This is a genomic window from Actinoallomurus acanthiterrae (genome assembly GCF_054775715.1).
Genome location: NZ_BAAHCO010000001.1, coordinates 6,181,372 through 6,204,986, shown reverse-complemented (window position 1 = coordinate 6,204,986; position 23,615 = coordinate 6,181,372). Strand labels below are relative to the sequence as shown.

Annotated in this window: 23 protein-coding genes and 2 pseudogenes; 11 read left to right on the top strand and 14 right to left on the bottom strand. The window is 67.9% G+C overall.

The features are described from left to right. Nucleotides 1–336: 336 nt before the first annotated feature. Nucleotides 337–1,230, bottom strand: coding sequence for a helix-turn-helix transcriptional regulator (locus ACYVF7_RS29465; protein WP_460347155.1), 894 nt, complete (start codon nucleotides 1,228–1,230; stop codon nucleotides 337–339). Between the two features lie 194 nt (nucleotides 1,231–1,424). On the opposite strand from ACYVF7_RS29465, the gene ACYVF7_RS29460 reads away from it, so the two are divergent. From ACYVF7_RS29460 to ACYVF7_RS29450, 3 genes are all read left to right on the top strand, one after another. After that, on the top strand, nucleotides 1,425–1,775 hold the full coding sequence (locus tag ACYVF7_RS29460) for a hypothetical protein (protein ID WP_460347153.1): 351 nt from the start codon (nucleotides 1,425–1,427) through the stop codon (nucleotides 1,773–1,775). Next, on the top strand, nucleotides 1,772–2,947 hold the full coding sequence (locus ACYVF7_RS29455; RefSeq protein ID WP_460347151.1) for a PucR family transcriptional regulator: 1,176 nt from the start codon (nucleotides 1,772–1,774) through the stop codon (nucleotides 2,945–2,947). Before ACYVF7_RS29460 ends, ACYVF7_RS29455 begins: the two co-directional genes overlap by 4 nt. A gap of 144 nt (nucleotides 2,948–3,091) precedes the next feature. Then, entirely contained in the window at nucleotides 3,092–3,724 is a 633-nt protein-coding gene (locus tag ACYVF7_RS29450; protein ID WP_460347149.1) for a cutinase family protein, read from the top strand. A 113-nt stretch (nucleotides 3,725–3,837) separates the two neighbouring features. On the opposite strand, the gene ACYVF7_RS29445 is transcribed toward ACYVF7_RS29450, so the two are convergent. Further along, entirely contained in the window at nucleotides 3,838–4,380 is a 543-nt protein-coding gene (locus tag ACYVF7_RS29445) for a dihydrofolate reductase family protein (RefSeq protein ID WP_460347147.1), read from the bottom strand. Nucleotides 4,381–4,709: 329 nt separating this feature from the next. Here ACYVF7_RS29445 and ACYVF7_RS29440 point away from each other — a divergent pair, with 329 nt between their 5' ends. After that, nucleotides 4,710–4,946, top strand: a complete 237-nt coding sequence (locus tag ACYVF7_RS29440) for a hypothetical protein (RefSeq protein ID WP_460347145.1) — start codon at nucleotides 4,710–4,712, stop codon at nucleotides 4,944–4,946. A 59-nt stretch (nucleotides 4,947–5,005) separates the two neighbouring features. Here ACYVF7_RS29440 and ACYVF7_RS29435 read toward each other — a convergent pair whose 3' ends face one another. The 3 genes and pseudogenes from ACYVF7_RS29435 to ACYVF7_RS29425 form a co-directional block, all read right to left on the bottom strand. Then, nucleotides 5,006–5,470 carry a cupin domain-containing protein gene (locus ACYVF7_RS29435; protein WP_460347143.1) on the bottom strand — a complete coding sequence of 155 codons (465 nt, stop codon included), beginning with the start codon at nucleotides 5,468–5,470 and terminating at the stop codon, nucleotides 5,006–5,008. A gap of 14 nt (nucleotides 5,471–5,484) precedes the next feature. Next, nucleotides 5,485–6,345: an NADP-dependent oxidoreductase gene (locus ACYVF7_RS29430; protein ID WP_460347141.1), complete on the bottom strand. Its 861-nt coding sequence runs from the start codon at nucleotides 6,343–6,345 to the stop codon at nucleotides 5,485–5,487. 75 nt (nucleotides 6,346–6,420) lie between these two features. Then, nucleotides 6,421–6,537 (bottom strand): annotated as a pseudogene (locus ACYVF7_RS29425) (IS30 family transposase); the annotation flags it as partial. 642 nt (nucleotides 6,538–7,179) lie between these two features. Here ACYVF7_RS29425 and ACYVF7_RS29420 point away from each other — a divergent pair. Beyond that, the gene (locus tag ACYVF7_RS29420) at nucleotides 7,180–8,637 is read left to right on the top strand and encodes an FAD-binding protein (RefSeq protein ID WP_460347139.1); all 1,458 of its coding nucleotides are present in this window, start codon (nucleotides 7,180–7,182) and stop codon (nucleotides 8,635–8,637) included. Between the two features lie 270 nt (nucleotides 8,638–8,907). On the opposite strand, the gene ACYVF7_RS29415 is transcribed toward ACYVF7_RS29420, so the two are convergent. The 4 genes from ACYVF7_RS29415 to ACYVF7_RS29400 form a co-directional block, all read right to left on the bottom strand. Next, complete coding sequence (locus tag ACYVF7_RS29415; RefSeq protein ID WP_460347137.1) at nucleotides 8,908–9,846, bottom strand: NADP-dependent oxidoreductase; 939 nt, start codon at nucleotides 9,844–9,846, stop codon at nucleotides 8,908–8,910. 178 nt (nucleotides 9,847–10,024) lie between these two features. Next, complete coding sequence (locus tag ACYVF7_RS29410) at nucleotides 10,025–11,128, bottom strand: PP2C family protein-serine/threonine phosphatase (RefSeq protein WP_460347135.1); 1,104 nt, start codon at nucleotides 11,126–11,128, stop codon at nucleotides 10,025–10,027. A gap of 388 nt (nucleotides 11,129–11,516) precedes the next feature. Beyond that, complete coding sequence (sigJ, locus tag ACYVF7_RS29405) at nucleotides 11,517–12,407, bottom strand: RNA polymerase sigma factor SigJ (protein WP_460347133.1); 891 nt, start codon at nucleotides 12,405–12,407, stop codon at nucleotides 11,517–11,519. 545 nt (nucleotides 12,408–12,952) lie between these two features. Then, nucleotides 12,953–13,054, bottom strand: a complete 102-nt coding sequence (locus ACYVF7_RS29400) for a hypothetical protein (RefSeq protein ID WP_460358174.1) — start codon at nucleotides 13,052–13,054, stop codon at nucleotides 12,953–12,955. A gap of 166 nt (nucleotides 13,055–13,220) precedes the next feature. On the opposite strand from ACYVF7_RS29400, the gene ACYVF7_RS29395 reads away from it, so the two are divergent. From ACYVF7_RS29395 to ACYVF7_RS29385, 3 genes are all read left to right on the top strand, one after another. Further along, on the top strand, nucleotides 13,221–13,712 hold the full coding sequence (locus ACYVF7_RS29395) for a DUF2975 domain-containing protein (RefSeq protein ID WP_460347131.1): 492 nt from the start codon (nucleotides 13,221–13,223) through the stop codon (nucleotides 13,710–13,712). After that, nucleotides 13,712–13,933 (top strand): helix-turn-helix domain-containing protein, encoded by a 222-nt coding sequence (locus ACYVF7_RS29390; RefSeq protein WP_093903458.1) that lies wholly within the window; start codon nucleotides 13,712–13,714, stop codon nucleotides 13,931–13,933. The genes ACYVF7_RS29395 and ACYVF7_RS29390 overlap by 1 nt, the downstream gene beginning before the upstream one ends. A gap of 206 nt (nucleotides 13,934–14,139) precedes the next feature. Further along, nucleotides 14,140–15,036 (top strand): aminoglycoside phosphotransferase family protein, encoded by an 897-nt coding sequence (locus ACYVF7_RS29385; RefSeq protein WP_460347129.1) that lies wholly within the window; start codon nucleotides 14,140–14,142, stop codon nucleotides 15,034–15,036. A 143-nt stretch (nucleotides 15,037–15,179) separates the two neighbouring features. On the opposite strand, the gene ACYVF7_RS29380 is transcribed toward ACYVF7_RS29385, so the two are convergent. Then, the gene (locus tag ACYVF7_RS29380) at nucleotides 15,180–16,217 is read right to left on the bottom strand and encodes a DUF2891 domain-containing protein (protein WP_460347127.1); all 1,038 of its coding nucleotides are present in this window, start codon (nucleotides 16,215–16,217) and stop codon (nucleotides 15,180–15,182) included. Between the two features lie 380 nt (nucleotides 16,218–16,597). Here ACYVF7_RS29380 and ACYVF7_RS29375 point away from each other — a divergent pair, with 380 nt between their 5' ends. Genes ACYVF7_RS29375 through ACYVF7_RS29365 form a run of 3 tightly spaced genes read left to right on the top strand, consistent with a single transcriptional unit; the run spans nucleotide 16,598 to nucleotide 18,054 of the window. Then, nucleotides 16,598–16,936 (top strand): hypothetical protein, encoded by a 339-nt coding sequence (locus ACYVF7_RS29375; protein ID WP_460347125.1) that lies wholly within the window; start codon nucleotides 16,598–16,600, stop codon nucleotides 16,934–16,936. 27 nt (nucleotides 16,937–16,963) lie between these two features. Then, the gene (locus ACYVF7_RS29370) at nucleotides 16,964–17,812 is read left to right on the top strand and encodes a hypothetical protein (RefSeq protein ID WP_460347123.1); all 849 of its coding nucleotides are present in this window, start codon (nucleotides 16,964–16,966) and stop codon (nucleotides 17,810–17,812) included. A 35-nt stretch (nucleotides 17,813–17,847) separates the two neighbouring features. Continuing rightward, on the top strand, nucleotides 17,848–18,054 hold the full coding sequence (locus tag ACYVF7_RS29365; RefSeq protein ID WP_460347121.1) for a hypothetical protein: 207 nt from the start codon (nucleotides 17,848–17,850) through the stop codon (nucleotides 18,052–18,054). An 86-nt stretch (nucleotides 18,055–18,140) separates the two neighbouring features. Here ACYVF7_RS29365 and ACYVF7_RS29360 read toward each other — a convergent pair whose 3' ends face one another. From ACYVF7_RS29360 to ACYVF7_RS29345, 4 genes and pseudogenes are all read right to left on the bottom strand, one after another. Continuing rightward, nucleotides 18,141–20,174 carry a protein kinase domain-containing protein gene (locus ACYVF7_RS29360; protein WP_460347120.1) on the bottom strand — a complete coding sequence of 678 codons (2,034 nt, stop codon included), beginning with the start codon at nucleotides 20,172–20,174 and terminating at the stop codon, nucleotides 18,141–18,143. Nucleotides 20,175–20,380: 206 nt separating this feature from the next. Continuing rightward, nucleotides 20,381–21,082 carry a hypothetical protein gene (locus tag ACYVF7_RS29355; RefSeq protein ID WP_460347119.1) on the bottom strand — a complete coding sequence of 234 codons (702 nt, stop codon included), beginning with the start codon at nucleotides 21,080–21,082 and terminating at the stop codon, nucleotides 20,381–20,383. Nucleotides 21,083–21,339: 257 nt separating this feature from the next. Further along, nucleotides 21,340–21,813 carry a non-reducing end alpha-L-arabinofuranosidase family hydrolase gene (locus ACYVF7_RS29350; protein ID WP_460347117.1) on the bottom strand — a complete coding sequence of 158 codons (474 nt, stop codon included), beginning with the start codon at nucleotides 21,811–21,813 and terminating at the stop codon, nucleotides 21,340–21,342. A 106-nt stretch (nucleotides 21,814–21,919) separates the two neighbouring features. Next, nucleotides 21,920–22,717 (bottom strand): annotated as a pseudogene (locus ACYVF7_RS29345) (non-reducing end alpha-L-arabinofuranosidase family hydrolase); the annotation flags it as partial. Nucleotides 22,718–23,615: the final 898 nt, after the last annotated feature.

The window sequence follows — 23,615 nt, the reverse complement described above, 5'->3', positions numbered from 1 at the left end:
AGCGTGCCGGAGGAAGCCACCGACACGAAGAATGAGGAACGCATGCAGTACACGAGGCTGGGAAAGTCCGGGTTGCGCGTCTCCCGCATCGGCCTGGGATGCATGAGCTTCGGCCGGGATGAGTGGAATCCGTGGGCGATGACCGAAGCCGGACGTCCTGGAGGGCCGCATCGAGCCGGGTCGGGTGTTCGACCGCACCGTGGGTCTGGACGGCGTACCGGACGGCTATCGCGCCATGGCCGACCGTGAGGCGCTGAAGGTCCTCGTCAAACCGTAAGGCGACGGCTCCTACGGTGCTCATTCCGCAGGGGCGGGCGTGCTCGGCCGGAAGTGAGGTCAGCGATGCCGGGGTTCCCGCGTGGTCGCCTTTGCCGCGGCCGGCTCCCGGTCGAGCGCGACCATCACGTCGTACTCGGGGGTGCCGGGTGCCGCGTGGTAGGCGACCAGGCGCCGGCCGGAGCCGTCCTCCAGTTGGAGCGAGTGGTAGGCGAAGGTGAAGGTCCCGGCGTCGGGGTGATGGAAGGTCTTGGTGCCGTGGCTGTGGCCTTTGACGTCGTAGCGCTCCCACAGGCGGGCGAAGTCGGGGCTCTTCGCGAGGAGTTCGTCGACGAGGCCGGTCAGGTCGGGGGCGTCCGGTTCGATACCGGCCAGAGCGCGCAGGCGGGCGACGCAGCCGCGAATCTGGTTCTCCCAGTCGTCGAACAGGACACGGGCGGTGGGGTGGAGGAAGACGTAGCGCACGATGTTGCGCTGGTTCTCCGGCCAGTCCTCCAGCTCGGCCATCAACCGCAGCCCGCCGGGATTGGCGGACAGCAGGTCCATGGTGCGGCTGACGATATGCGCGGGATGGGGGCGCAGGCTCTCCAGCATCAGCTCAAGGCCGGGATCCACGGTCCGGGCGAGGACGGTGGCCGACCGCTCCGGCGCGGCACCGCGCGCGGCGCAGGCGGCAAGGTCGCGCAGGTGTTCGCGTTCAGGTTCGTCCAGCAGCAGCGCGGCGGCGAGGCCATCGACGACGGACGGACTGGGGTTGGTCTCCCGGCCGCGCTCCAGCCGCGTGTAGTAGTCGATGCTGACCCCGGCCAGGGTCGCCAGCTCCTCGCGGCGCAGCCCGGGCGTACGGCGCAGGCCGGGTCCCGCCGACAGGCCGACCTCAGACGGCGTGACCCGGGCGCGGCGTGCGCGCAAGAAGCGCCCCAGCTCACTGCCGCCTTGGTGCTCACGTGCCATGCACCCCAGTGTGGCAGCCCCGCAACCGGCCGTGACAGCCACGTGGGGACCCTGCCACACCCCGGAACGCGGCTCCCCGGCCCAGCACGGTCGGTCCTGACCGCCGATTGGGCCCTTTACGGCATGGTGCGAGATGCGTACCTTCTCGTCAAGGATCTTTACTCGCGAGTAAAGCAGCGACGAAGGTAATCGCCATGCGCATCTCCCGTACGGCTACGCTCGTGTCGCCGGCCGCCCCGTCGCAGTCGGGCTTGGGCTTCTTCCACGGTCCGGGCATCAAGGACAAGGACTTCCCGGTGCCCAACGCGATCACCGGCAGCCTGTCGTTCCTGGCCGATCTCCGCTACCCGGACGGCGTCGCGCGGCGGCCGGCCCTGCGGATCAAGGCGGGTTCCGGTATCGGGTTCGGTGGCAGCACGCCGCCCAACGCGACGGTCGTGGTCGCGCCGTACCACCACCACATCGAGGGGCTGACCGCGTCCCCGCAGCAGTACGGCGGCCGTCCCGGGGTCGTGTCCAGCGAGCTGCTGCGCTTCGTCGGATGAGCCATGCCCCCGTCCCGCTGCGCCGGAAGCGGCCCGATGACCTGGCCGGGCTGCTGCTGCCGCACCTGCGCGCCGTCACCCAGGAGATGGCCGACGAGATCTGCGGCCAGGTTCCGGAGTACGCGCGTTCCGCGGGCAGCCCGTACGCCCGGCGGATGCGGCAGAACATCACCCGGACCGTCGAGCGCTTCATGCAGGCCGCCGCGGCCGACGGCCCGGTGCGGCTCGACGATCTGATCGAGATGTACGCCGGGCTGGGCGCCCGGGAGGCCCGGCAGGGCGGCAGCCTGGAACGGCTGGAGACCGCGATCAGAGCCGGCGGCCGGGTCGCCTGTCGCCGGCTCATCAAGGACGCTTATCGGCTGGACTGGTCCAGGGACACGCTGGCCGCGCTGACCGACATGCTGTTCGGCTTCCTGGACGAGATCTCCGCGGCCGCCGCGCGCGGGTTCGCCGACGAGTCCCGCTCGGACCGTGAGCGCGACCGGGCCCGGCTGCGTGATCTGATCGTGGCCGATCCGCCCGCGAGCGAGGCGGCCATCGTGGCGCTGGCCCGTTCGGCGGGCTGGGAACCACCCCGCACCATCGGGGTCGCCGCCGTACTGCGCGAGCAGTCCGCCCCGCCGATCCTGCCGCCGACCGTGCTGGCGCACTGGGCCGACCCCGTCTCGTACGTCATCTTCCCGGATCCGGACGGCCCGGGGCAGCACCGGCTGGCCGCCGCGCTGGCCCGGATCGGCGTGGCGGCGCTCGGCCCGACCACGCCGCTGACCGGCGGTGCGGTCTCGCTGCGCTGGGCCAGTCAGACCCTTGAGCTGGTGCGGGCCGGCGTGCTGGACCCGGCGGGTCTGCTGCGCAGCGTCGACCACGTGGTGACGCTGGTCGCCGCGTCCGGCGCCGGCCTCATCGAGGCCGCGATCGAACGGCGGCTGGCCCCGCTGCTCGGGCTCAGTCCGGCCCGTCGCCACCAGCTCTGCCTGACGCTGCTGACCTGGCTGGAGTGCGGGGAGAACACGGCGCTGACCGCCGACCGGCTCGCCGTGCACCAGCAGACCGTCCGGTACCGGCTGCACCGGCTCGAGGAGCTCTTCGACGGCGCGCCCATCGAGCCCGAGCATCGGCTGGAGCTGATGCTCGCACTGCACGCCTATCTGCGCATACAGAAATCCTGATTTCGGTCCGACGGCTATTCATCGCCGACCAGAGTTCCCCGCCCCGATTGCGCTCCGCGCGCCATAGGACCCAAATGCGGTCCGACGAAGGATGCGGATGCCCGCCGGAACCCCGTCCGGCCGTACGCCATCGGAGGCGCCCCCATGCATCCCCGCTCACTCCTGGCCGCAGCGCTCATCGCCAGTGGCCTGGCCGCCGTCGCACCCGCCACCGCGCACGCCGCCACCTGCTCCGACGCGCAGTTCGTCGACGCACGCGGCACCGGCGAGCCGGGCACGCTCGGCGCCATCGTCGGCGACCCGGTCTACTCCGCCCTGCAGCAGAAGATCACTGCGAAGTCCTGGTCGGCCTACGCGGTGAACTACCCCGCGGATCTGTCCAGCGGCTCGGCCAGCAAGGGCAACACCGACCTGGTCGACCATCTCAAGGCCCAGGCCGCCGCCTGCCCGGCACAGACCTTCGTGCTGGGCGGCTACTCGCAGGGCGCGAACGTCGTGGACAACTCGATGGGCATCAGCAGCGACGGCGCGGTGGTCGGCGGCCCGATCACCGAAACGATTCCGGCGACGATCGAGCCCAAGGTCAAGGCCGTGCTGCTCTTCGGCAACCCCATCCGGGCCATCGGCCGTAGCGTCACCGGCACCTACCAGGCCCGCACACTCGACCTTTGCGCCTCCGGCGACCCGGTCTGCGGCGCCGGGACCAACATCCTGGCGCATCTCAGCTACGGCGGCGACGCCGGCCAGGCCGCGACCTTCGCGGCCGCCCGCCTCTGATTCACACGCGCACAAGGGCCGGACCCGGCGCATCGCCGGGTCCGCCCCCCAATCCACCTGAACACGCCCGGCGAACGCTCAGGGACAGCGCACTGGCCATTGGAGGGCCGCGCCTACTTTCGCACGCGGAAGCGGAGCATCGTGACGGCGCCCGACTGGGTGTTGCTGAAGGGTTCCAGGTCGATCCTGTCGAGGCTTGGGGGCGAGAAGCGGACGCCGTCGCCGAGTAGCACCGGTAGGACATACACCAGGATCTCGTCGACGAGCCCGCGCCGCAGGCACTGAGCGGCCACGTCGGCACCGAGGATCTCCAGGTTCTTGTCGCCCGCGGCGCTGCGTGCCGTGGCAACGGCTTCCTCGAGTCCACAGGTGAGGAAGGTGACGGTAGGGTCCGGTTCGTCGGGAGGCGTGTGGGTGAGGACGAACTGTGCTCCCCCGTCGTAGGTGGTGTCCTGGTCGGCCATACGCTTGGCGACCTCGTACGTGCCCCGGCCGACGAGCATGGCGCCCGTGGCCGCCATGACCTCCGGGAACGTGTCCGCGGTCAGGTACTCGGCGATCCAGTCCATCGCGTGGCCAGGACCGGCGATGAAGCCGTCCAGCGACATTGCCCTGTTCACGACCACTTTGCCGGTGCCGATGCCCACACCACTCATGCGTTTTCTCCACGGATCTTGGAAGCCCGAGGCCGAATCATAGTTCGGCCGGTAGGGAGGCCGAGGGCGGGAGTTGCACGCGTATCTGCGGTGTGACCGGCAAGTCCTTCGGCAGCGATGGTTCACAAGCCAGTGGAACTCTGACGACATCCTCCTCAGCCAGGACTGGTGGATCGGATGGTCGTCGACGCCCGCTCCGGTGGCTCTCATCGGCGCACACGCACGTGCCCAACCAAGATCGACATCGATCCTGGATTCAAGATCAACTGGTGTTAGCGTGGGTTCGTTCGCACGGCGGCGCGCGCCGCTCATCCCGGAAGGACGATCTCATGCGACAGAAAGCCGCACGGTTCGGCGCGACGTTGGCGGTGGCCGGTGCCCTCGCCGCCGGCACCCTCTCCGTCGCTACCCCCGCCGACGCCTCGACCACGGGCTGGGTCGGGAAGGGGGCCTACCGGACCCTCGAAGGCTGCCTTGACGGGGCGACCGCCATCCTCGTCGCGGGGCCGTACACGCAGTACGACTGCCGCTGGGACAGCCCGTACTGGGAGCTCTGGGTGAGGTAGTAGCCGCCCGCAGGGGGCAGAGTTCGGGTGGAGCGTTGCCGCCCGCTGCGTGCCCCGGGCTACGACCTCGGGTCGTCGACCTTGAGCTTGTCTCCGGTGTTGGAGACGAAGATGACCAGAAGCCTGGCCCGTTTGGTCCGGCTGGTGTTCTCCGTGAGGACGTGGTGGGCGCCCGGCTGCTCGACCCAGTTCTCGCCCTGGTGGTAGGTGCCCACGGGCTTGCCGTCGAGCTTGCTGCGCACGGTGCCTTCGAGGACGTAGGCGTAGACGAACGCCTGGCCGTGGCGGTGTGGCATCGCGCGTGCGTTGGGCGGGAAGTCGACGATCGCCGAGGTGAACGTCTTGCCCTTCACATTCGGAAGGGCCTGCTGGAGCAGCGGTTTGAGGGTTTCGGAGGGGCGCGTCGATGCCACAGTCGCGGTCGGCTCCTTGGCATGGGCGGGTTGGTCCGAGGTCGAGCAGGCCGCGGCCGCAGTCAGTGTGGCGGCGGCCAGGAGGCCACCGGCGATCCGTGTTCCAATCACGAATGGTCTCCTGTTCAGTCTTCCGTGACGCGAATGATCGTCTTGCCCGGAATGCGTTTGCCGGAGGTGAACGCGGCGGGTGCTTCGGCGAGAGGCCGCACAGCACCTATGACCGGCTTGAGCCGGCCGTCCCCCAACCGAGTGGTGAGATCGGTGAGCCGGGCGCGGTCGGGTTCGACGACGAAGAAGACCGCCCGCCCGTCCTTGGGCAGGACCTTGGGCGGCATGGTGATGGTGACGAGCGTGCCACCGGCCCGGACCAGGGCGGCCGAGCGGTCGAGGATGTCGCCGCCGATCACGTCGAACACGACGTCGGTCTCGCCGGCGTCCTCCAGCTTCTCGGTCTGCAGGTCCAGGAAGGTGTCGACGCCCAGGGCGAGCGCCCTGTCCCGGTCGGCGGACCGGCCGGTGCCGATGACACGGGCGCCGGCCTCGCGGGCGAGCTGTACCGCGATCGAGCCGACGCCGCCCGCAGCACCGTGGATCAGGACGGTCTGGCCAGTGGCCAGGCGGCCGTGGTCGAACAGGCCCTGCCAGGCGGTCAGCCCGGAGATCGGCAGTGCGGCGGCCAGGGTGTGGTCGATGTCCGCCGGCAGCGGCGCGAGGTTGCGGGCCTCCACCGCGGTGTACTCGGCGAGTGAGCCGTTGCGGGTCCAGTCGGCCATGCCGAACACCCGCTGGCCGATACTCAGGCCGGTGGTGCCGTACCCCAACTCCGCGACGACACCCGACAGCTCGTGCCCGGGCACGCTCGGCGTCCGGTCGCGGCCGGCGCGATCGGTCCACGTGCCCGGCCAGTCCAGCTCGCCAGGGGTGAAGCCCGCGGCGTACACCCGCACGATGACGTCGTTCTCGGCCGCGTGAGGGTAGGGCATGTCCGTCAGGGACAACCCTGCGAGACCGGCGTCCCGATCTCGAACAGTGATGGCCTGCATACAGACCTCCTGCCCTCAACCGGTGAAAGCAACTCCGCTGGTCAGTAGCTCGGCGAATACTTCTTTGGGCTTCTTGAACCCGGAGATGGAGCGGGGGCGGTCGCCGAGTTCGTCGGCCACGGACTGCAGGTACTTTCGGGGCCGGGCACCGTCCGTACGAAGTCACCCACAGCCCTGCCGCCGCCCAGCGGCCGCCACGGTGCGAGCGGTGACCGCCGGGGACGCTCGGCGCCTGCCGCTACCGGCCGGACGTTTCACCCCGTTGCGGTCCCGTCGCGGGTCGGCAGCCGCGACCCGGCCGGCGGCGATGCCGGACCGCTTCGCGGCCTGACACGTGGACGCGGAGCCCATGACGGACCCTTGGCCTGTGTCTTCCCAGGCATCGTCGGGCATGGTCGGCTCTGGACGGGACCACCCCCGCGTGCGCGGGGAGCAGCGTGAAGCGGGAATCTGCTGTTCAGACCGAGTCGACCAGGTGGCGTGACGGGCCGTAGCCGATCTTCCAGCTCGCGCAGTAGCCAACGAGTCCGTCGGTCGTGCATCGGACTGCGATGCTGACCCAGCGAATGTCCGAGGTCGGGGCGCTGTCGTAAAAGGTGAAGCCGACCGCGGTCTCGAATTGGCACCACCCATCGTTCACATTGGTTTTCCTCGTGGGAACTGAGCGCCGTAGTAACCCTTTTGTGGCTGTCATCGGGTTTCGTGCGGGTAGCGCCGCCGGGTGCCGTCGGCGACTATCGACGCGACGTGACCCGTGTTGCGAAAGGATCGGATATGACGTGGCATCCGTGGAGACAGGCGTTACTCACGGCGGGGGCGGCCGTGATCGGCTTCGACCCGTCCACGCGCACGTGGGTCACCGACGCCGCCCAGTCTCAGGGGATGGTCGACCTGCCGCCGCTGAAGGGCAAGGTGGTGACCGATCCCGCCTCGCGCGGCCAGGCGGCCGACGACTTCGGGCACCTGGTCCATCGGACCCCCGGGGCCGTGCTGGAGCCCGGCGCCGTGTCGGACATCATGCTGATGATGAAGTACTGCCGGACGCACGGCCTGCAGGTGGCCGCGCGCGGCCAGGGACACGCCACCTTCGGTCAGGGTCAGGTCGCGGGCGGTCTGATCATCGACATGACCCCGCTCAACGCGGTTGAGGTGCGGGAGGACACGGCCGTCGTGGAGGCGGGCGCGCTCTGGAGCAGCGTGGCGCAGGCGACCCTGGCCCACAACCTGACCCCTCCGGTCTTCACCGACTACCTGGAGCTCTCGGTCGGCGGCACGCTCGCGGTGGGCGGTCTCGGCGGCCAGACCCACCACCACGGAGCCCAGGTGGACAGCGTCGTGGAGCTGGAGGTCGTCACGGGGGAGGCCGGCCTGAGGAGGTGTTCCGCACAGCTGCGCCCCGACCTCTTCCACGCGGCGCTGGCCGGAAGAGGACAGTGCGGCATCATCACCAAGGCCACCCTGCGCCTGCTGCCCGCCCCCGCGACGGTCCGCCACTACCTGCTCTCCTACCCGAGCGTCGCCGTGCTGACCGCCGACCAGCGGCGCGTGGTCAACGACGGCCGCTTCGCCTACGTGGAGGGAGAGCTCGGGCTGCCGACCGGCTCCGCCGGCTGGAGCCACCAGCTTGAAGCGGTCGCCTTCTTCAACGGCACGACCCCGCCCGACGACGCCAGGCTTCTCGACGGTCTGCGCGACAAGCCCGGCGACCGGCAGATCCAGGACATGTCCTACTTCGACTTCCTCAACCGGCTCGCCGAAGGCGTCGCCTATCTGAAGTCCACCGGCGAGTGGTACCGCCCGCATCCCTGGTGGAACATGCTCCTGCCCGCGAGCCGCACCGACGCCTTCGTGAAGGCCGCCATCAAGGACCTGACCGAGACCGAGGTCGGCGTCAGCGGCGTGGTCCTGCTCTATCCCTTCCCTCGCGCCCGCCTGCACCTGCCCTTGCTGCGCCTGCCCGACGAGGAGACGGTCTTCCTCTTCACGCTGCTCAGAACCGCCTCACCCGGAGCCGAGAACCCGCAGGACATGGTGGAGGCCAACCGTTCCCTCTACCTGCGCGCCCAAGCCGTCGGGGGTTACCAGTACCCGGTCGGCTCCATACCCACCACGCATGAGGAGTGGCGCACCCACTACGGCCCCGCATGGGCCGCCTTCAAGGCAGCCCGTGAACGCTACGACCCCGACGGAATCCTCACTCCGGGCCAGGGCGTCTTCCCTCCGGGACCGTGAAGTCCGCAACCGGATCACCCGTGCCCTTCGCCGCAAGGCGAAGGGCACGGTGTTGCAGGACCTTCGCGTTGCCGACGCTGGTTCCGAGTGCCGCCGACATCGTGCGGGTCAAAACTCACGAACAACGACTTCACCGGAACAGGGCCGCGGTCACACGCGGCGAACAACTGCGGTCAACTGTCACGAGCAAGACCATTCACACCGGCACCAGGCGTGGTGCCGGTGCAAGATCAATATCGGCGAGCCCCCGGAGGCCGCGCCCGCAGTGCCCTACGGACGAACGTTGATGATCGTCTTCCCCTTGCGGCGCTCGGTTGAGTTGATGGCCGCGACGGCGTTGTCGAGGGTCGTGACGGTGCCGATGTTGGTCCGCAGTCGTCCGTCCCGGACTCGCTGGACGATCTCACCCAGCTGGGCACGATCGGACTCGACAACGAAGTCGACCGCCAGGCCATCGGTGGGCCGCGCCTCGGTCGGCCCGACGACGGACACCAGCGTTCCTCCGGCTCGAATCAAGCCCGCGGACCGCCTCTGGATGTCACCGCCGATGACATCGAACACCAGGTCGACGCTGCCGACGTCTTCCAGCGCGTCGTTCTCAAGGTCGACGAACTCTTGCGCGCCGAAGTCGAGCGTCTTTTGACGGTCGGCCGCACGTCCGGTGCCGATGACGTAGGCGCCGAACTCACGTGCAAGCTGCGTCACCATCGACCCGACTGAGCCGGCCGCGCCGTGCACGAGGACGCTCCGCCCCGCCCGAAGACGGCCATGCTCGAACAACCCTTGCCACGCGGTCAAACCCGAGATCGGCAGGCTCGCGCCCACCGTGAAGTCGACGTCGCCCGGCAGCGGCGCGAGGTTGCGTGCCTCGACGGCCACATACTCCGCCAGAGTGCCGTCACGATGCCAGTCCGTGAGGCCGAACACCCGCTGTCCCACCGACAGCCCCGTCGTGCCATAGCCGAGAGCAGTGACCACCCCGGCCAGCTCGTGCCCAGGGACCGACGGTGCTCGGTCACGGTCGGCGCGATCGGTCCAGGTCGAGGGCCACGCCATCTCAGTCGGGACGAACCCCGACGCATGAACCCGCACAACGACGTCGTTTATCGCCGCCGGCGGCTCGGGCCGCTCCACCAGCGCCATCCCGGCCGTTCCCGCGGCCTGGTCCCTCACCACAATCGCCTTCATGGGAATTGTCTCCTCGGTCATTTGTCTCTTTGGTGGAAATGTTGCATCGATGGGCGCGTGTCGCTCACGGACGAACGTTGATGATCGTCTGCCCGCTGATCCGCTCGGTCGGACTGAACGTCGCCGGCGACAACGGCTCGTGTTGAGACGGGCGCCAGTGGGCGGGGTCCGCCTCGCCCGCGAATGTTCACCGGCATCATCACCTCGAGGCCCGGCGTCCCTCGGACACGGTTCCGGAGACGAGCGATGCCGCCCCGGCTGTTGGTGGCTCCTCGCGCCGAATCGCGATCATCGCCATGTCGTCGGACAACGCGCCGGGCACGTACTCAGCCAGATCCGCCGCGATCTTCTGTACGAGAGCCTGCGGATCGCAGTCGGACCAGGCAGCGGCCCGCTGGGCCAGGGGATAGAAGGCCCGGTCCAGGTTCCGGGCCTCGGTGAGGCCGTCGGTGTAGAGCAACAGCAGGTCGCCCATTCCGAAGGGAAAGGCCTCCACGGTGTAGGAGTCAAGGTCCCCCAGCCCGAACGGCGGCGCGGGCTGGGACACCTGCAACGGCGACGCCTTACCGTGGTGGAGCAGCAACGGCGGCGGATGCCCACGGCTGACCAGGCGTACGACGGGTTCGTCGTCCGGTATGTCGACCACCACCGCCGTGACGAACCGCTCGCCGGCGTCCACGCCGGTGCCGGAGAACTCCGCCATTCCCCAGCGGATGCTCTCCTCCAGGTCGGTGACCATCTCCTGGAGCGACGTCCGGAGCCGCGCGGAGGCACGGAAGGCCTCCAGCATGATCGCGGTATCGCTGATCGAGGCGAGTCCCTTGCCGCGTACATCGCCGATCAGCACCCGGGTGGAGTCCGCGGTGCGGGTGACGGCGTACAGATCACCGCCGAGGTCGGTGTCGGCCTCGGCTGCGTGGTACGCCGACGCGATCGAGACCGGCCCGGACCGCTCCGGCAACGGGCGCAGGACCACCCGCTGCGTGGCCTTGGAGATCGACCGCACTCGCACCAGGTCCCGCTCGTACCGCTTCCGCAGCTGACAGAACAGCACCATGCACCCCGACAGCACCATCAGGGCCACAAGTTGCACGATCACCTCCTCGGTGGTCAGGGTGCCGCGGTCCAGCGCGGCGACGATCACCGCAGCGACCGCCCCCACGCCGATCAACGCGGTGACCAGCGCCGATGCGAAGGTCGCGGTCATGGCGGCCGCCACGAACAGTGTCGGAGCGAGATGAACGTAGGGCGGCATCACATGGTCGATCGCCGGGACGGACAGGACCAGGAGCACGGGGATCACGATCAGTGCTTGTCTCGGTATCCGCGTCCCCGGCAGGGCGGCAGGACCAAACCAGTGCATATCAGCTCTCTTCGACGGTTAGGGCGCTCGGCCGGGCGACGCGGGCTCGGCCGCGTGAGGGTAGGGCATGTCCGTCGGGGACAACCCCGCAAGACCGGCGTCACGGTCTCGAACAGTGATGGCTCGTATACAGGTCCTTACTGGGGAGGGGACGATTCGAGCGCGCGGCCCCTGCACACGCAGGACTCATAGCGGCTCGTCATCGAGGCGATGCAGCAGGTGGATGTATTCCGTTGCGCATGATCGATCTCACCTGCTCGGGCGCATTCCGTCACCCCGTTTTGCGTTCTCATCAGGGAGACGAGGTAGCCCCTCCGGATGTGACAGCTCAGACGCGCACAAGTTTGTTCGGGTTGATGACCCTGCGGTATGCGGTGATCAGACCGTCTGTGATCTGAACCGTGTCGACGGAGTAGACCCGGCCTTCCCGGTGGAACACGAGGGCCAGCTCACCGCCGACCTCGGCGAAGTCGATGCGGTCCGGGCGCCACTGGCGGCCCACACGCACCATGACCTCGGCGACGCGCTCACCGCCGTGGATGAGCTTGCGCGCCGCGAAAACCTCGCCGCCGCCGTCGGTGACGTAGACGGCGTCCGGGTGCAGGAGCCTGACCAGGCCGGCCAGGTCCCCGGCCTCGTAGGCAGCGCGGAAGACCATGAGGACGCGTTTACGCTCCGACTTCGACGCCTGCGGCGTGGACTGCTTCGCTTTGGCCACCCGCCGTCGTGCCCGCGAGGCGAGCTGCCGGGCACCCGGTGCAGAGACATCCAGCACTTCGGCGATCCGGCCGAACTCAAGACCGAAGACGTCGTACAGGACGAAGGCCACCCGCTCCGGCGGGCTCAGCTCTTCCATAATCAGCAGCATCGCCGAACTGACGGACTCGTCGACGAGTACCGGCTTCGACGCGTCCGGCCCTGTCAGCAGCGGCTCCGGCAGCCACGGCCCGACATAGGTCTCCCGGCGGAAACGGGCACTCTTGAGAATGTCGTACGACCGTCGCGCGGCCACCGTCACCAGCCAGGCCCGCAGATCATCGATGCCCTGCAGATCGGCTCCGGCCGCCCGCAGCCACACGTCCTGGGTCACATCCTCGGCATCGGCCACACTCCCCAACAGCCGGTAGGCCACACCGAAGACCGCAGGCCGGTGCCTCTCCCAATCGGCTCCGAGCGGGTCCTCCTGCTCAGACCGTCCGGGCCCGTGCCCGTCACCCATACAGATCGCGACCTCCTCCAACTTTCGAGGGCGCTCGGTCAGCCCGCCTGCCGGCTCCACACGGAACCCTAAGACCAACTATTCGCCCCCCGATTCCATGACCACAACCCTATGAACAGGGAAAACACGCCCGACGCTCCTACTCGGACCACAGCAATATGAGCAGGGACCGGATCTCGGTGGCTACCGGTGGTCGTCCACCGCGACGACTGGGGTAGGTCCATTTTCGGTGCTTTTGGTCTTCAGGGCCGGTGCGGGACACAGGGTTCCTGTGGGAACTTGGTGGATCGTGACCAGCTCCGATGAGACCGCGCATCCGAGCGGGTCGGCCACCCGTCGGCTGATCCTTGTCTCGGGGCAGGAAGGCGCGGGCAAGTCCACTATCAGGACGGCTACCGGTACGTCGCGGTCGACAGCACGGGAATGACGCCCGAGCGGACGGTAACAGGGATCATGCGTGAGTTCCCAGAAATATACGGAGCGCGGCTCTCGAACATCTAAGCCGTGGCTTCTGTGGTGTTCCAGCACGGTGCGGCAGGTGTCGATCAGCCGTTCGCTCCTCGCCCGCTGCTGCTCGCGGATCTCCTCCAGCTTCCCGCGGCGTCGCCGGCCAGGAACACCCGGCCGATCCGGTACCGGTCCACCATGCGGACGTTGATCCGGTAAAGGGAGATCCAAGACGCTTCGCGCACCGCCATGCCAGGTCGGCCCCCCGCCACGGTGCGAACCCGCTGCCCGCCCCTTCGGCCTAGCTCTTGCTTCACCTATCGAAATTCGATAGATTTCCATCGCGACTCGATGGAAGGGTGAGCTATGGGAAAGCTGACAGTGCGCGCGCTGCGCGCCGTGCTCGTGGTGGGGCTCGTCGGCACCGTGTCCGTACAGGCATTGATGGTGTGGACGTTGGTCAGCGGGAGCGACCCGGAGGACGGGTCGCTCCCGCTGACCGCGCTGCGCGTGATCACGATCCTGGGCATCGGGACAGTCCAGGTCATCGGGGTCTGCGTGTGGCGGCTGGTGACGATGGTGCGACGCGGAACCGTGTTCTCCCACGCCGCCTTCCGGTACGTGGACGTCATCATCGGCGCGATCGTGGCGGCTGCGCTCGTGTGGTTCACGGTCACGGCCCTCAACGCGCCGGGCCAGCGGGACGACCCGGGCGTCACCGTCATCATGGGCGGGGTTGGCATGGCCATCCTGGGGGTCGCGCTCATCGTTCTCGTGCTGCGGACGCTGCTCGCCCAAGCCGTCGCGCGCGACGTCGAAGCGGCGCAGATGCAGGCCGAGCTGGACGAGGTGATCTGATGCCGATCGCCGTCGACATCGACGTGATGCTGGCCAAACGGAAGATGTCGGTGGGCGAGCTCGCGGACCGCGTAGGGATCACGCCCGCCAACCTGGCGGTGCTCAAGAACGGCCGCGCCAAGGCCGTGCGCTTCACGACCCTTGCCGCGCTCTGCGAGGTGCTCAAGTGCCAGCCAGGCGACCTGCTGCGCTGGGAGGCCGAGGACGCCGCGGGCGGATGACGTGCCCCAGGGCCGGGTGCCTTTAACGGACGTTTCACCGGCCAGCGTTCGGCGACAGCCGTACCGACTGGATGAGAATGACGATTTCCATTCCGTCACCAGCTAGTAACTATGGGGGTGGTCCGGTTGGCGTTGCCCCGCTCGGTGAAGGTGGCGCCGGAGGGGCGAGAGCCGCTCCACCGGTCGCCTCAGTACGGTGACTGCGCATGACCGACACCGAGATCGAGATCACCGCAGACCTGGTCCGCGACCTGCTGCAGGAGCAACATCCAGACCTTGCAGGGCTGGCCATCCGCGAGGTGGCGGGCGGCTGGGGCAACCAAATGTGGCGCCTCGGGGACGAGTTGGCCGTGCGCATGCAGCGCATGGACCCCACCCCGGAGCTCCAGCTCAAGGAGCGGCGGTGGCTACCCGTGCTGGCCCCCCGCCTGCCGCTCCCGGTGCCGACCCCGGTGCGGTTCGGCGAACCGTCCGAGCGCTTCCCCAAGCACTGGACCGTGATGACGTGGGTTCCCGGCGAGCCGCTGGACCACGGCTCGATCAGCCGCGGCGCCCACGCGGCCGACACGCTGGCGGGCTTCCTCCGGGCACTCCATGTGGAGGCGCCCGCCGAGGCCCCGATCGCCACGGACCGGGGTGCCCATCCCAGGAACTGCACGGACGGCTTCGAGAACTTCTTCCAGGCCGTTGCCCCCGGCGACATCGCTGCCGACGTCCGGGCCGTCTGGGACGACGCCGTTGCGGCCCACGCATGGGAGGGCCCGCCGGTGTGGGTGCACGGCGACCTCCATCCCGCGAACGTCGTCGTCTCGGACGGAACGCTCTCGGGCATCGTCGACTTCGGTGGCATGTTCGCCGGCGATCCGGCGTGGGACCTCGCCGCCGCATGGGTGCTGCTACCCGCGGGAACGGCCTCACGGTTCTTCGACATGTACGCGCATGCAGACGAGGCGGCGATCCGGCGCGCCCGCGGGCTGGCCGCTATGAAGAGCCTCTTCCTGATGCTCATGGGGCAGAACGGAGATCGGGGCCTTCCCGGCGGCAAGCCGAACTGGGGACCTGCAGGCCGGGCGGCACTTGATCGTGTTCTGACGGGCGTTTGATGCACGCTTCTTTGAACTTGTTCTCGATCAGGAGCGAGCATCTTGGCAAGCGTGCTCATGAATGCATGGGGTCTGGAAGGCGCGTGCGCAGATGCCGATAGACACCTTCCGTATGAGTTGGCGTCCGGGTCTGAGGCGGGTGTTCAGGTGAGCAGCAGAACGGCGTAGCAGGCGAGCCAGTGTTCGACGGCGTAGTGGCTGCCGGTGGCGTGGGTGAGGGCGGCGTTGGTGTGGCGTTGGGCGGCTTCGAGCATGGGTGGGGTGCGTGGGTCGGTGTCGCCGACGGTTTCGGCGAGTCGGCGCCAGCACCATGCGCGGACGAGGTTGAGGCCGTGGAGGTGGGCGATGTAGCCGTCGGTGGAGTCGGAGATGATGGCCGGGGTGAACAGGTTCGCCGGCTGCCGGTCGGCGATGTGCGGGAGGAAACGCTCGAGCCAGTCCGCGAATCGGGCGTGTGGCAGTAGGTGTGTCATGAGTTCGGCTTCGACCAGGGCTGGTGATATGAAGTCGACGCCGGAGGGTTCCCACTGGGCGGGGTAGTCACGGTCGTTCTCGTACCAATGATGGGCGGTTTCGGTGATGGCGGTGAGCAGCGCGTCGTCGCCGTGCTGAGCGCGGTGGCGGGCGTATGGGAGGGCGCGGGAGAGCCCGAAGGCGGTGTTGGCGTGGACGCCGTAGCGGACCGGGTAGGTCGCTTTGGGAAGCCATCGCAGGTAGTTGCTGGTGAGTACGTCCGCGAGCGGGGTGAGGTTGGTCGTCCAGCGGCGGGCGTCGGGGTCGTCCCAGGTGGCTGTTTCGTGGATAAGCCATAGGGCCCAGCCCCATCCGTACGGGCGCTGGTAGATGCTGCGGCCGGGGTCGCTCATGTAGGCGGCTTCGGCCGCCAGCGGTTCGGCGGCCAGGTGCTGATCGAGCGCGGCGCGGATCCGCTGTTCGGGAACCTGTTCCGGTGCGGTGCGCAGGAGGCGGATCAGCAGCCAGTGCATCTCCACGCAGGAGTGCCAATCGAAGCTGCCGTAGAACGCCGGATGAATCTCCCGAGGCTGCGGTCGATCTTCCGGGCCGGTCATCGTGTGCAGCATGACGTGGGGATACTCCCGCCCGATGTTGGCCAAGGCGGCTTCGGCGAAGTCACTGGCGTATTCGGCCAACTGCTTGCGCCGTTCGTGATGCTGGATCATGTCTTCTCTTCGCTGCCGGTTCGTGCCGCCGGGTGACGGCCTGTTTCGTGGCATCCGAGCAACCAGGCCAAGGGGTCGGGAAGGGATCGGTCGATCGGCGGCAGTGTGGTGAGGGCGGTGCTGCCCCACCTCCCAGAGAGATTCCTCTCCGGAGTATCGCAAGGTCAGACCGCCTACGCACGAGTCCCCGCAGCTCTTAGGCGACCAGGTGACTCAGGGGTGCGAGCCGTGGGGGACTGCCTGGGTATGGCGAGGGCCATCACTCGAAGGCCTGTGTCGGCCACTCTCTTACAGACAAGACTGTATGTTAGAGACTACGATGGCCTCTGGAACGCAGGCGCAGTCCCAGCGGGAGCTGATGATCACCCGAGGATGACGCGATGAGTGAAGGCGAAAAACTGCAGTTTCCGGATCGGTCGGCCTTCGATGGCGCGGCGAGCACCGTGTCAAACGGCCTCGAACCGCTTGCCGGCACTTCGAATCAGCTGGCAGGTCTCGGAATTTCCGAAGCTCTCGTCGGCATGTGGCCCACTGGAATAGAGCTCGCAGCCGCTATCGGAATGGCGCTTGGAGTCGCAGCTGCGGCGCACGAGAATCACACCAAAAGCGTCCAGGCCGCCGTCGACAATCTTTCCGAGGCCGGGAAACGGTACCATGCGGCCGAGGCTGAGAATTACGCCATGATATCGGACCTGAAGTCCGTTATCCCCAACCCATAAGACGAACGGCTCCAAGGAGGTTCGCTCGTGCCAATCGCGGAAGTTGCGGAGTCGCTATTCGCGGCGATCGACTCGGACGCGATCATCGGGTGTGGTGGCGCCATCAAGGCAATATCAAGCCTGTACGGAACCCTGGGCTCCACCATCGACACCGCCCATCAGCAGTTGTTCACGGGTGACAAGGCGTGGAGCGGGGTCGCGGCGAGCAACGCCAAGGGCACCATGGCCGATCTGACGGTGTCCAGCAGCAGTATTCAGAGTGCACTCAGTACCATCGGCGACACTCTCGTCACGTACGGTGCGGCGCTGAAGCCCTTCCAAGGAAAGGTGTATCCCACTCCTGTCCCGGGGTCGCGCGATCCCGAGGCGGCTGCGGACCTGGTGATCACCGGGGCCGCCTCTGCCGCTGCGGCCCTTGAGATCGGCGCGGCTGTACTCAAGATGATGCCGATCGCGAAACAAAAGGCGAGCTCATCGGCTAAGCCCGGCACCTCGACCAAGTCCGGCACGTCGGCCAAGTCCGCCACCTCGGCACACAGCACCACTGCGGGCAATGGCACGAACCTGGCCGGTTTGCTGGATCCCGCGCATCTCCTTGGTAGCCTCACGCCCAATCCGGCCCTCACCGGCGCGGTGCTGTCCGGACCGAGTAACGGCATTCCAACCCTCAGCCCCTTCATGACCGGAGTCATCGGGGCGGCCGAGGAAGCGGGCATCATCCAGGCGAGCGAAGCAGGTGCCATCCAGGCGAGCGAAGCGGCGGCCATGGGGGAGGGCATGCCCTTGATGCCGATGGCTGGGCCCACCGGTAACCGCTCCGAGCGCAGCCGCACGAGCACTCTTACTGAAGACCCCGACTTCTGGACCGGGCTGTAGGCCAGTCGCAACAACACAACTGACCATCATCCGAGATGGTCTCCTCCCGCGCGACAACCGAATATCGGAATGGCGAGGAGGTCGGTGCCGACGTCCAGTGCGCGCAGGCAGTGGGTGAGGCCGAACTCGGCGATGTCGAACCGGCCGCGCACCAACGTGTTCGTCACCCCAGCGGCATCCTCAGCGAGAAGTACCTGCGCTGGGCCGTCGAATCCATCGGTGCCGAACGGATGGGCGGATAGCACAGGCGTCAGTGTTCGGCGGCGTTCCGGAGGTCGAACCCGACCAACGTTCGTTGGCGAGCGGCTGGTGACCCGCGACGGGCCTGCTATGTGTGTAGGCCGTACAGGGTGTTCTTCCCCACGGCCGGGGAGCAGCTGAGGATGAGGGTGCCGTCGCCGGTGGTGGCGACCTGCTGTGGCGTGATGGCGTGGTAGCTCCACAGGAGGCGTCCGGTTTCGGCGTGCAGGGCGTAGGTCATGTCGTAGCCGGTCACGTAGACGATGCCGCTGAACGGGCCCCACACGCCCCGGAAGGTCGTGCCGTCGAACTTCCACCGCTCGGAGCCGTCGGTGATATTGAGGGCGTGCAGGGTGTTGGCACTGGCGTCGATGACGTACACCGTCGACTGGTCGGCCACCGGTGCCGCGTCGGTCTGCCCGAACGCGGCCTTCCAGCGGACCTGACCGGTCTTGGCGTCCAGCGCGCAGAACGGCGATGATCCCTGACCGCCCGCGTACACGGTGTCGTTGGTGGCGAGCGGATGGCCGAAATACCTGCCGGCGTTGAACTGCCAGCGTTGCTTGCCCGTGACCGTGTCCATGGCGTAGACGTTCGGAGCGGTCATGTCCGAGCCGTCGGCGAAGGCCACGGTCGTGTCGGAGACGCTGATCCAGTCCGTGTCGGCGGCGCCGGCGCTGTAAGTCCATCGCTGATGGCCGCCGACCCGATCCAGGCAGATCAAGGTCGAGGAGCCGGAAACGTCATCAGTCCAGCCCGCCACCGCGGTGTTCACCACCTCGAACACGGAGAAAGGCGCCTTTGCGGACCATAGCCGCTTCCTGCTGGACTCCTCGAGCGCGTAGAGCCGGGACTCGGTGGCCACGTAGAGCGTGTTGTGATCCTGGGCGACCGTGCGGATCTCCGGCATGTTGGGCGCGGTCCACTTCCAACGGTGAGCGCCGTTCTTAGGATCTAGACCGGACAGCGTCCCGTTGACCTCGCCATCGTCCGTCTCGGCATTCTCGGCCACCAGGACGGTATCCCGGGTGGCGGCCGCGCTGGTTTCGACCGCGTTGATTCCGGTGTTGACGGTCAGCTGCCACAGGGTCCGCGGCGGGTTGACCGGGTGCGTGTCGACCGGAGCCGGGCTGGGGCCGTTGGTACGGGGTTTCGTCCGAGGCCCGGTCAGGAGCGCGGGGACGGTGAGTGCGGCGACCGCGGCGGTGCCGCCGGCGGCCAGGACGCGCCGCCGACTGAGCACTGGCCTCGTGGGCAGAGTTCTGGTCGCGACGTGGGTGTCGGGCTGTTCGACGTGGGTGTCGGGCTGTTCAGTGATGGTCGGGGCGACCATCACCGGTGGTACGACGGTGGCCAGGATCTGCTGGACGGTCGGCCGGGCCTCCGGACGCTTGTCCAGGCAGGCGGTGATCAGCGGTAGCAACGCGGCGGGGACGCCGGTCAGGTCGGGCGGGTTGTGCACGACCCGGTAGAGCAGGGCGGGGGTGGCCCCCGCTCCGAACGGGGAGCGGCCGGTGGCGGCGTAGGCGAGCACCGCGCCGAGGGAGAAGACATCGCTGGGTGTCTCCACGGGCTGTCCGTTGATCTGCTCGGGGGACATGTAGCCTGGGGACCCGATCGTCGTGCCGGTGCGGGTCAACGCGCTGGCCTCGGCCGCCCGAGCGATGCCGAAGTCGATGACGCGGGGGCCGTCGGCGGCCAGCAGAATGTTGGACGGCTTCAAGTCGCGGTGGATCAGCCCGGCGGCGTGGATCGCGCTCAGCGCGTAGCCCAGACCCGCGGCCAGGCGACGCAGCTCGCCCTCGTCCGTCGCGCCGTGATCGGCGATGTGGTCGGCCAGGGAAGAACCGGGAATGTAGGCGGTGGCCAGCCACGGGGTCTCCGCATCGGGGTCGGCGTCCAGGACCGCTGCGGTGTACCGGCCGTCGACCGCGCGGGCGGCCTTGACCTCCCGGGCGAACCGGCGGCGGAAGTCCCGCTCCTCGGCGAGTTCGGCCCGTACGACCTTGATGGCCGCCTGCCGGCCGTCGACGTCACGGCCGAGATAGACCCGCCCCATCCCACCCGCGCCAAGACGGCCGACCAACGCGTACGGGCCGATGTGCGCGGGATCTCCCGGCACGAGTGACTCCACCACACCCCCACACGCATGCGATCACCCGAAGGTGGCACCAGGCTTTCCGGGCCACCTTAGCGATCACTGACAAACCCGGCGAGCCGCGGCAAGGTGGTCTGGTCAATGCGCCTCGGTGGTCTGGTGGAGCCCAAGCGAGAAGTCCCGCTCTCCTAGCATCGGATCCATTCCAGGGGGCTTTCTGCTGTTTTTGCTCAGCCAGTGAACTTCGGCTGTTTGGTCACCGGGGATGCTGCAGGGGCCTCACTTGCTGGGGAAGACGTGGTGTCGCTCGGTGACGGCTCCGGGGCGCTGTCCGATGGAGACGGCTCAGGAGAGTCCGTGGTCGGCGTCGGTGTCGGAGTTGGGGTCGGCTTCGGGCAGTCCTTCCCGGCGATACCGCCCTGCACATGCGCGTACTGGGAGTCCTCGACCATCCGCTCGCAGTACGTCCGATACACCCACCGCCACGGGTTGATCCCCGTCGTGGTCGCGTCCTTGCCGAAGTAGTGCAGTGGCCATTGACCGGTCGAAGGGTCGGCGGTGCCGTCGTACTGCTCGCCATCGACGCAGTGTGGTGCGGTCGTACTCGTCACGGTGTAGTCGCCGCTGCCGTTGAACCGGCCTTCCACCTTGTTCGCGATCGTGTCGCCGGAGTCGGATTTCGTTCCCGGCACGGTCGTGAAGTGCCCGGTGTCGCGGATGTGCACCGTCCACGTGCCGTCGGTGCTGCCCGGTGCGAACGTCGTCGTCCGCGTGAACGCGTCCAGAGCCCACGGCGGTGAGGAGTTCTCAGGGTGGTTCGTAAAAGTGGCGGTGCAGGTCGGCAGCTTGCCACCGGTGTACGCGTAGGCGACGGCCGGCACGGCGACGGCCCCTGCGGCAACCGCCGTGGAAACGGCGAGAAGTCTCCTCATGCGAACTATGACGCTCGGCAGACGCTGGAAGATCGCAGGGTGTCCGATTCAGGCCACGCATGACTACGGGTCAGGTCTCGCGCTGCCCGGAGTCAAGTAGCGGTGCAGTGTCGTTGTTGCATCGGTTGTGGTGCTTCTGATGTGCAACGTTACGAACGCGACCTGTTTCGGCTGGCACCCGTCTGCGAAGGTGCCCCTCCCGTGCGGGAACCTGGTCGACTCGACACCGTCGGTTCCTTTTGCGGGAGGGACTCAGGCTAGCGCTGCAGTGTCAGCAGACCCGGACGCCATGGCAGTTGGTCGTAGGGGCCGGTGGCGGTTGGGGATTTGCCCTGGTAGAGGAGTTGGAGGTTGCAGGGATCGATGGTCATGGTCTGGTCGGGGTTGCTGCGGACGAGGTCGCCGTGGCTGATGTCGTTGGTCCAGGTGGCTCCGCTGTTGGCCTTGCCCGCGAACGGGTTGCTTTCGCTGGTGGCCTGTGGAGTCCATGAACCGTTCAGGCTGGAGGCGGTGAATGAGCGGAAGTATCGCCCGTTGGCTCCCATCGCCTCAACGATCATCAGGTACTGGTTCTGGCCTTGGACCTTGTAGACCTGGACGGCTTCGAACAGGTTGGCGGTCGAGTCGCTCATCACGGTGGTGTATGAGGAGCCGAAGTTGCCGGGGAAGTTCCCGATCGGCATGCTCGCCCGGTAGATCTTGCCGTTGTCGCCGGCGAAGAACAGGTACATGTTCGAACCGTCGCCGATCAGTGTCTGGTCGATCGGGCCGGTGCCCGGAGCCGGAGATGCTTCCGGTGAACAGTGCTTGTGGTGAGGACCAGCCGTTGGGGTTGGTGGGGTCGCTCGACGTCCGGTAGATGAAGGGCCATGCCCCCCATTGGTAGGCCAGGACCCAGATGTTCTTGGGTGCGAAGTAGAACAGTGTGGGTGCCACTGTGGCCTGACTCATCCCGGTCTGGCCGGCGGAGGCCATGTCGGACCAGTTCGTGAAGGGGCTGAAGGCCATCGAGCCGTATGACGATCCGGACACGTTCGAGGCGTAGACCAGGTGTTTGCCGTTGTAGACGACGTTGGTGAAGTCCTTGAGCGAGACCCACCCGTGCTGCGGCGTCGCCAACTGGCCCGTCGACGTCCAGTGGTACGTCGACGGAAGAGAGCACGTGCCGTCGGTCGGTGTCGGCGTGGGCGTCGGGGTGCCGCCGCCCGAGACGCCGCCCGTGCAGGCGACTCCGTTCAGCGCGAAGTCGGTCGGTACCGGGTTGCCGCCGTTCCAGGAACCGTTGAAGCCGAAGCTGGTGTTCGCACCGGTGGTCAGCGAGCCGTTGTAGCTCGCACTGCGAGCGGTCACGTTCGACCCGCTCTGCGTGACGGTGGCGTTCCAGGCCTGGGTGACCTGCTGTCCGGCACCGAACGACCACGTCAGCGTCCAGCTCGACATCGGGTCGCCCAGGTTGGTCACGGACACGTTCGCGCCGAAACCTCCCTGCCACTGCGAACTGATCGTGTAGTTGACCTGGCAGCCGACGGCCGCTTTCGCCGTTCCGGGGAGGACGATGGCCGCCGCGGCCAGTGCGGCGGCCGATGAGGCCAGGGCGGCGGTTCGCCACCGGCGGCGTCCGAGCAGACGATCCATGGTTCTCCTCGCGAGGAGCTCGTGTTCGGTATCCCGAACGCGACGCGAAATACGGGATTGTGATTCAGGGGGGAAGTATGAGCGGCGGAGCGGTCAAGTCAAGGCGCTCGACACCGCGGCGCCGGAGTCATGCACAACGGGGCTGGCAAGGCGAATGCAATGACCGGCGACTCGATAAGCATCGATGAAAACAGATGAAAATGGCGCGGCGATGAATCGCCATTATGTCATCGCCAGGGCTCCAGTGGCTGCGTGTCAGCGGTAAGTCCGAACTGGCGTCTGAGTTCGGCGCTGTTGGTCCGCGCACAGGTTGGCTCCCGATTCGGCCGCGCGGGTGGCCGGTGGGTGGGCCAAGGCTATGGACGGTGTCATCGGCATGCGGGTGGCGTGCCGGCCCCGGGCACCGCCGGGCCGCCTCGTTCGCGATCGTAGGTCCATTGAAAGCGGATGAAAGACCACTCGTCTCCTGCCGGCCTTCTCCGGCTGTGACGTGCGTCGTCGCAGAGCCTGCACGGCCGAGTCATCGAATCGATTGACACGGCCGTCCCTTCTCCCATACTCCGGCCTAAGTCCACGTCCGGGATCTCAGTCGACGTTCGAAAGGACCCAACGCGGGCGGCGACGGCTTGCGGGCGGCCGTTATCGACGCCACCGCAGGCAGAACGACACGGTTCCGGCTGCTGTTGACAGGCCGGCGCCGCCCGACAGGAGTAATCATGGGACGACTCAGAGCAGCAGGCACGACTCGGCTTCTCCTCCGGATGCTCGCCGCGGCCGTAATGTCGGCCGCGGCGGCGTTGACCCCGATCGCTGCGACACCAGCGTCAGCCGCCGTGGCCGCCACCGTATCGGTGGACGCCGGCCGGTCCGTGGCCTCGATACCGACAGCCGCGTTCGG

What these genes read in the sequence shown, in the direction of transcription:
- ACYVF7_RS29465 (WP_460347155.1), bottom strand. Translation starts at nt 1,230, where the DNA reads ATGGCACGTGAGCACCAAGGCGGCAGTGAGCTGGGGCGCTTCTTGCGC.
- ACYVF7_RS29460 (WP_460347153.1), top strand. Translation starts at nt 1,425, where the DNA reads ATGCGCATCTCCCGTACGGCTACGCTCGTGTCGCCGGCCGCCCCGTCG.
- ACYVF7_RS29455 (WP_460347151.1), top strand. Translation starts at nt 1,772, where the DNA reads ATGAGCCATGCCCCCGTCCCGCTGCGCCGGAAGCGGCCCGATGACCTG.
- ACYVF7_RS29450 (WP_460347149.1), top strand. Translation starts at nt 3,092, where the DNA reads ATGCATCCCCGCTCACTCCTGGCCGCAGCGCTCATCGCCAGTGGCCTG.
- ACYVF7_RS29445 (WP_460347147.1), bottom strand. Translation starts at nt 4,380, where the DNA reads ATGAGTGGTGTGGGCATCGGCACCGGCAAAGTGGTCGTGAACAGGGCA.
- ACYVF7_RS29440 (WP_460347145.1), top strand. Translation starts at nt 4,710, where the DNA reads ATGCGACAGAAAGCCGCACGGTTCGGCGCGACGTTGGCGGTGGCCGGT.
- ACYVF7_RS29430 (WP_460347141.1), bottom strand. Translation starts at nt 6,345, where the DNA reads ATGCCCTACCCTCACGCGGCCGAGAACGACGTCATCGTGCGGGTGTAC.
- ACYVF7_RS29420 (WP_460347139.1), top strand. Translation starts at nt 7,180, where the DNA reads ATGACGTGGCATCCGTGGAGACAGGCGTTACTCACGGCGGGGGCGGCC.
- ACYVF7_RS29415 (WP_460347137.1), bottom strand. Translation starts at nt 9,846, where the DNA reads ATGACCGAGGAGACAATTCCCATGAAGGCGATTGTGGTGAGGGACCAG.
- sigJ (WP_460347133.1), bottom strand. Translation starts at nt 12,407, where the DNA reads ATGGGTGACGGGCACGGGCCCGGACGGTCTGAGCAGGAGGACCCGCTC.
- ACYVF7_RS29400 (WP_460358174.1), bottom strand. Translation starts at nt 13,054, where the DNA reads ATGGTGGACCGGTACCGGATCGGCCGGGTGTTCCTGGCCGGCGACGCC.
- ACYVF7_RS29395 (WP_460347131.1), top strand. Translation starts at nt 13,221, where the DNA reads ATGGGAAAGCTGACAGTGCGCGCGCTGCGCGCCGTGCTCGTGGTGGGG.
- ACYVF7_RS29390 (WP_093903458.1), top strand. Translation starts at nt 13,712, where the DNA reads ATGCCGATCGCCGTCGACATCGACGTGATGCTGGCCAAACGGAAGATG.
- ACYVF7_RS29385 (WP_460347129.1), top strand. Translation starts at nt 14,140, where the DNA reads ATGACCGACACCGAGATCGAGATCACCGCAGACCTGGTCCGCGACCTG.
- ACYVF7_RS29380 (WP_460347127.1), bottom strand. Translation starts at nt 16,217, where the DNA reads ATGATCCAGCATCACGAACGGCGCAAGCAGTTGGCCGAATACGCCAGT.
- ACYVF7_RS29375 (WP_460347125.1), top strand. Translation starts at nt 16,598, where the DNA reads ATGAGTGAAGGCGAAAAACTGCAGTTTCCGGATCGGTCGGCCTTCGAT.
- ACYVF7_RS29365 (WP_460347121.1), top strand. Translation starts at nt 17,848, where the DNA reads ATGGTCTCCTCCCGCGCGACAACCGAATATCGGAATGGCGAGGAGGTC.
- ACYVF7_RS29355 (WP_460347119.1), bottom strand. Translation starts at nt 21,082, where the DNA reads ATGAGGAGACTTCTCGCCGTTTCCACGGCGGTTGCCGCAGGGGCCGTC.
- ACYVF7_RS29350 (WP_460347117.1), bottom strand. Translation starts at nt 21,813, where the DNA reads ATGTACCTGTTCTTCGCCGGCGACAACGGCAAGATCTACCGGGCGAGC.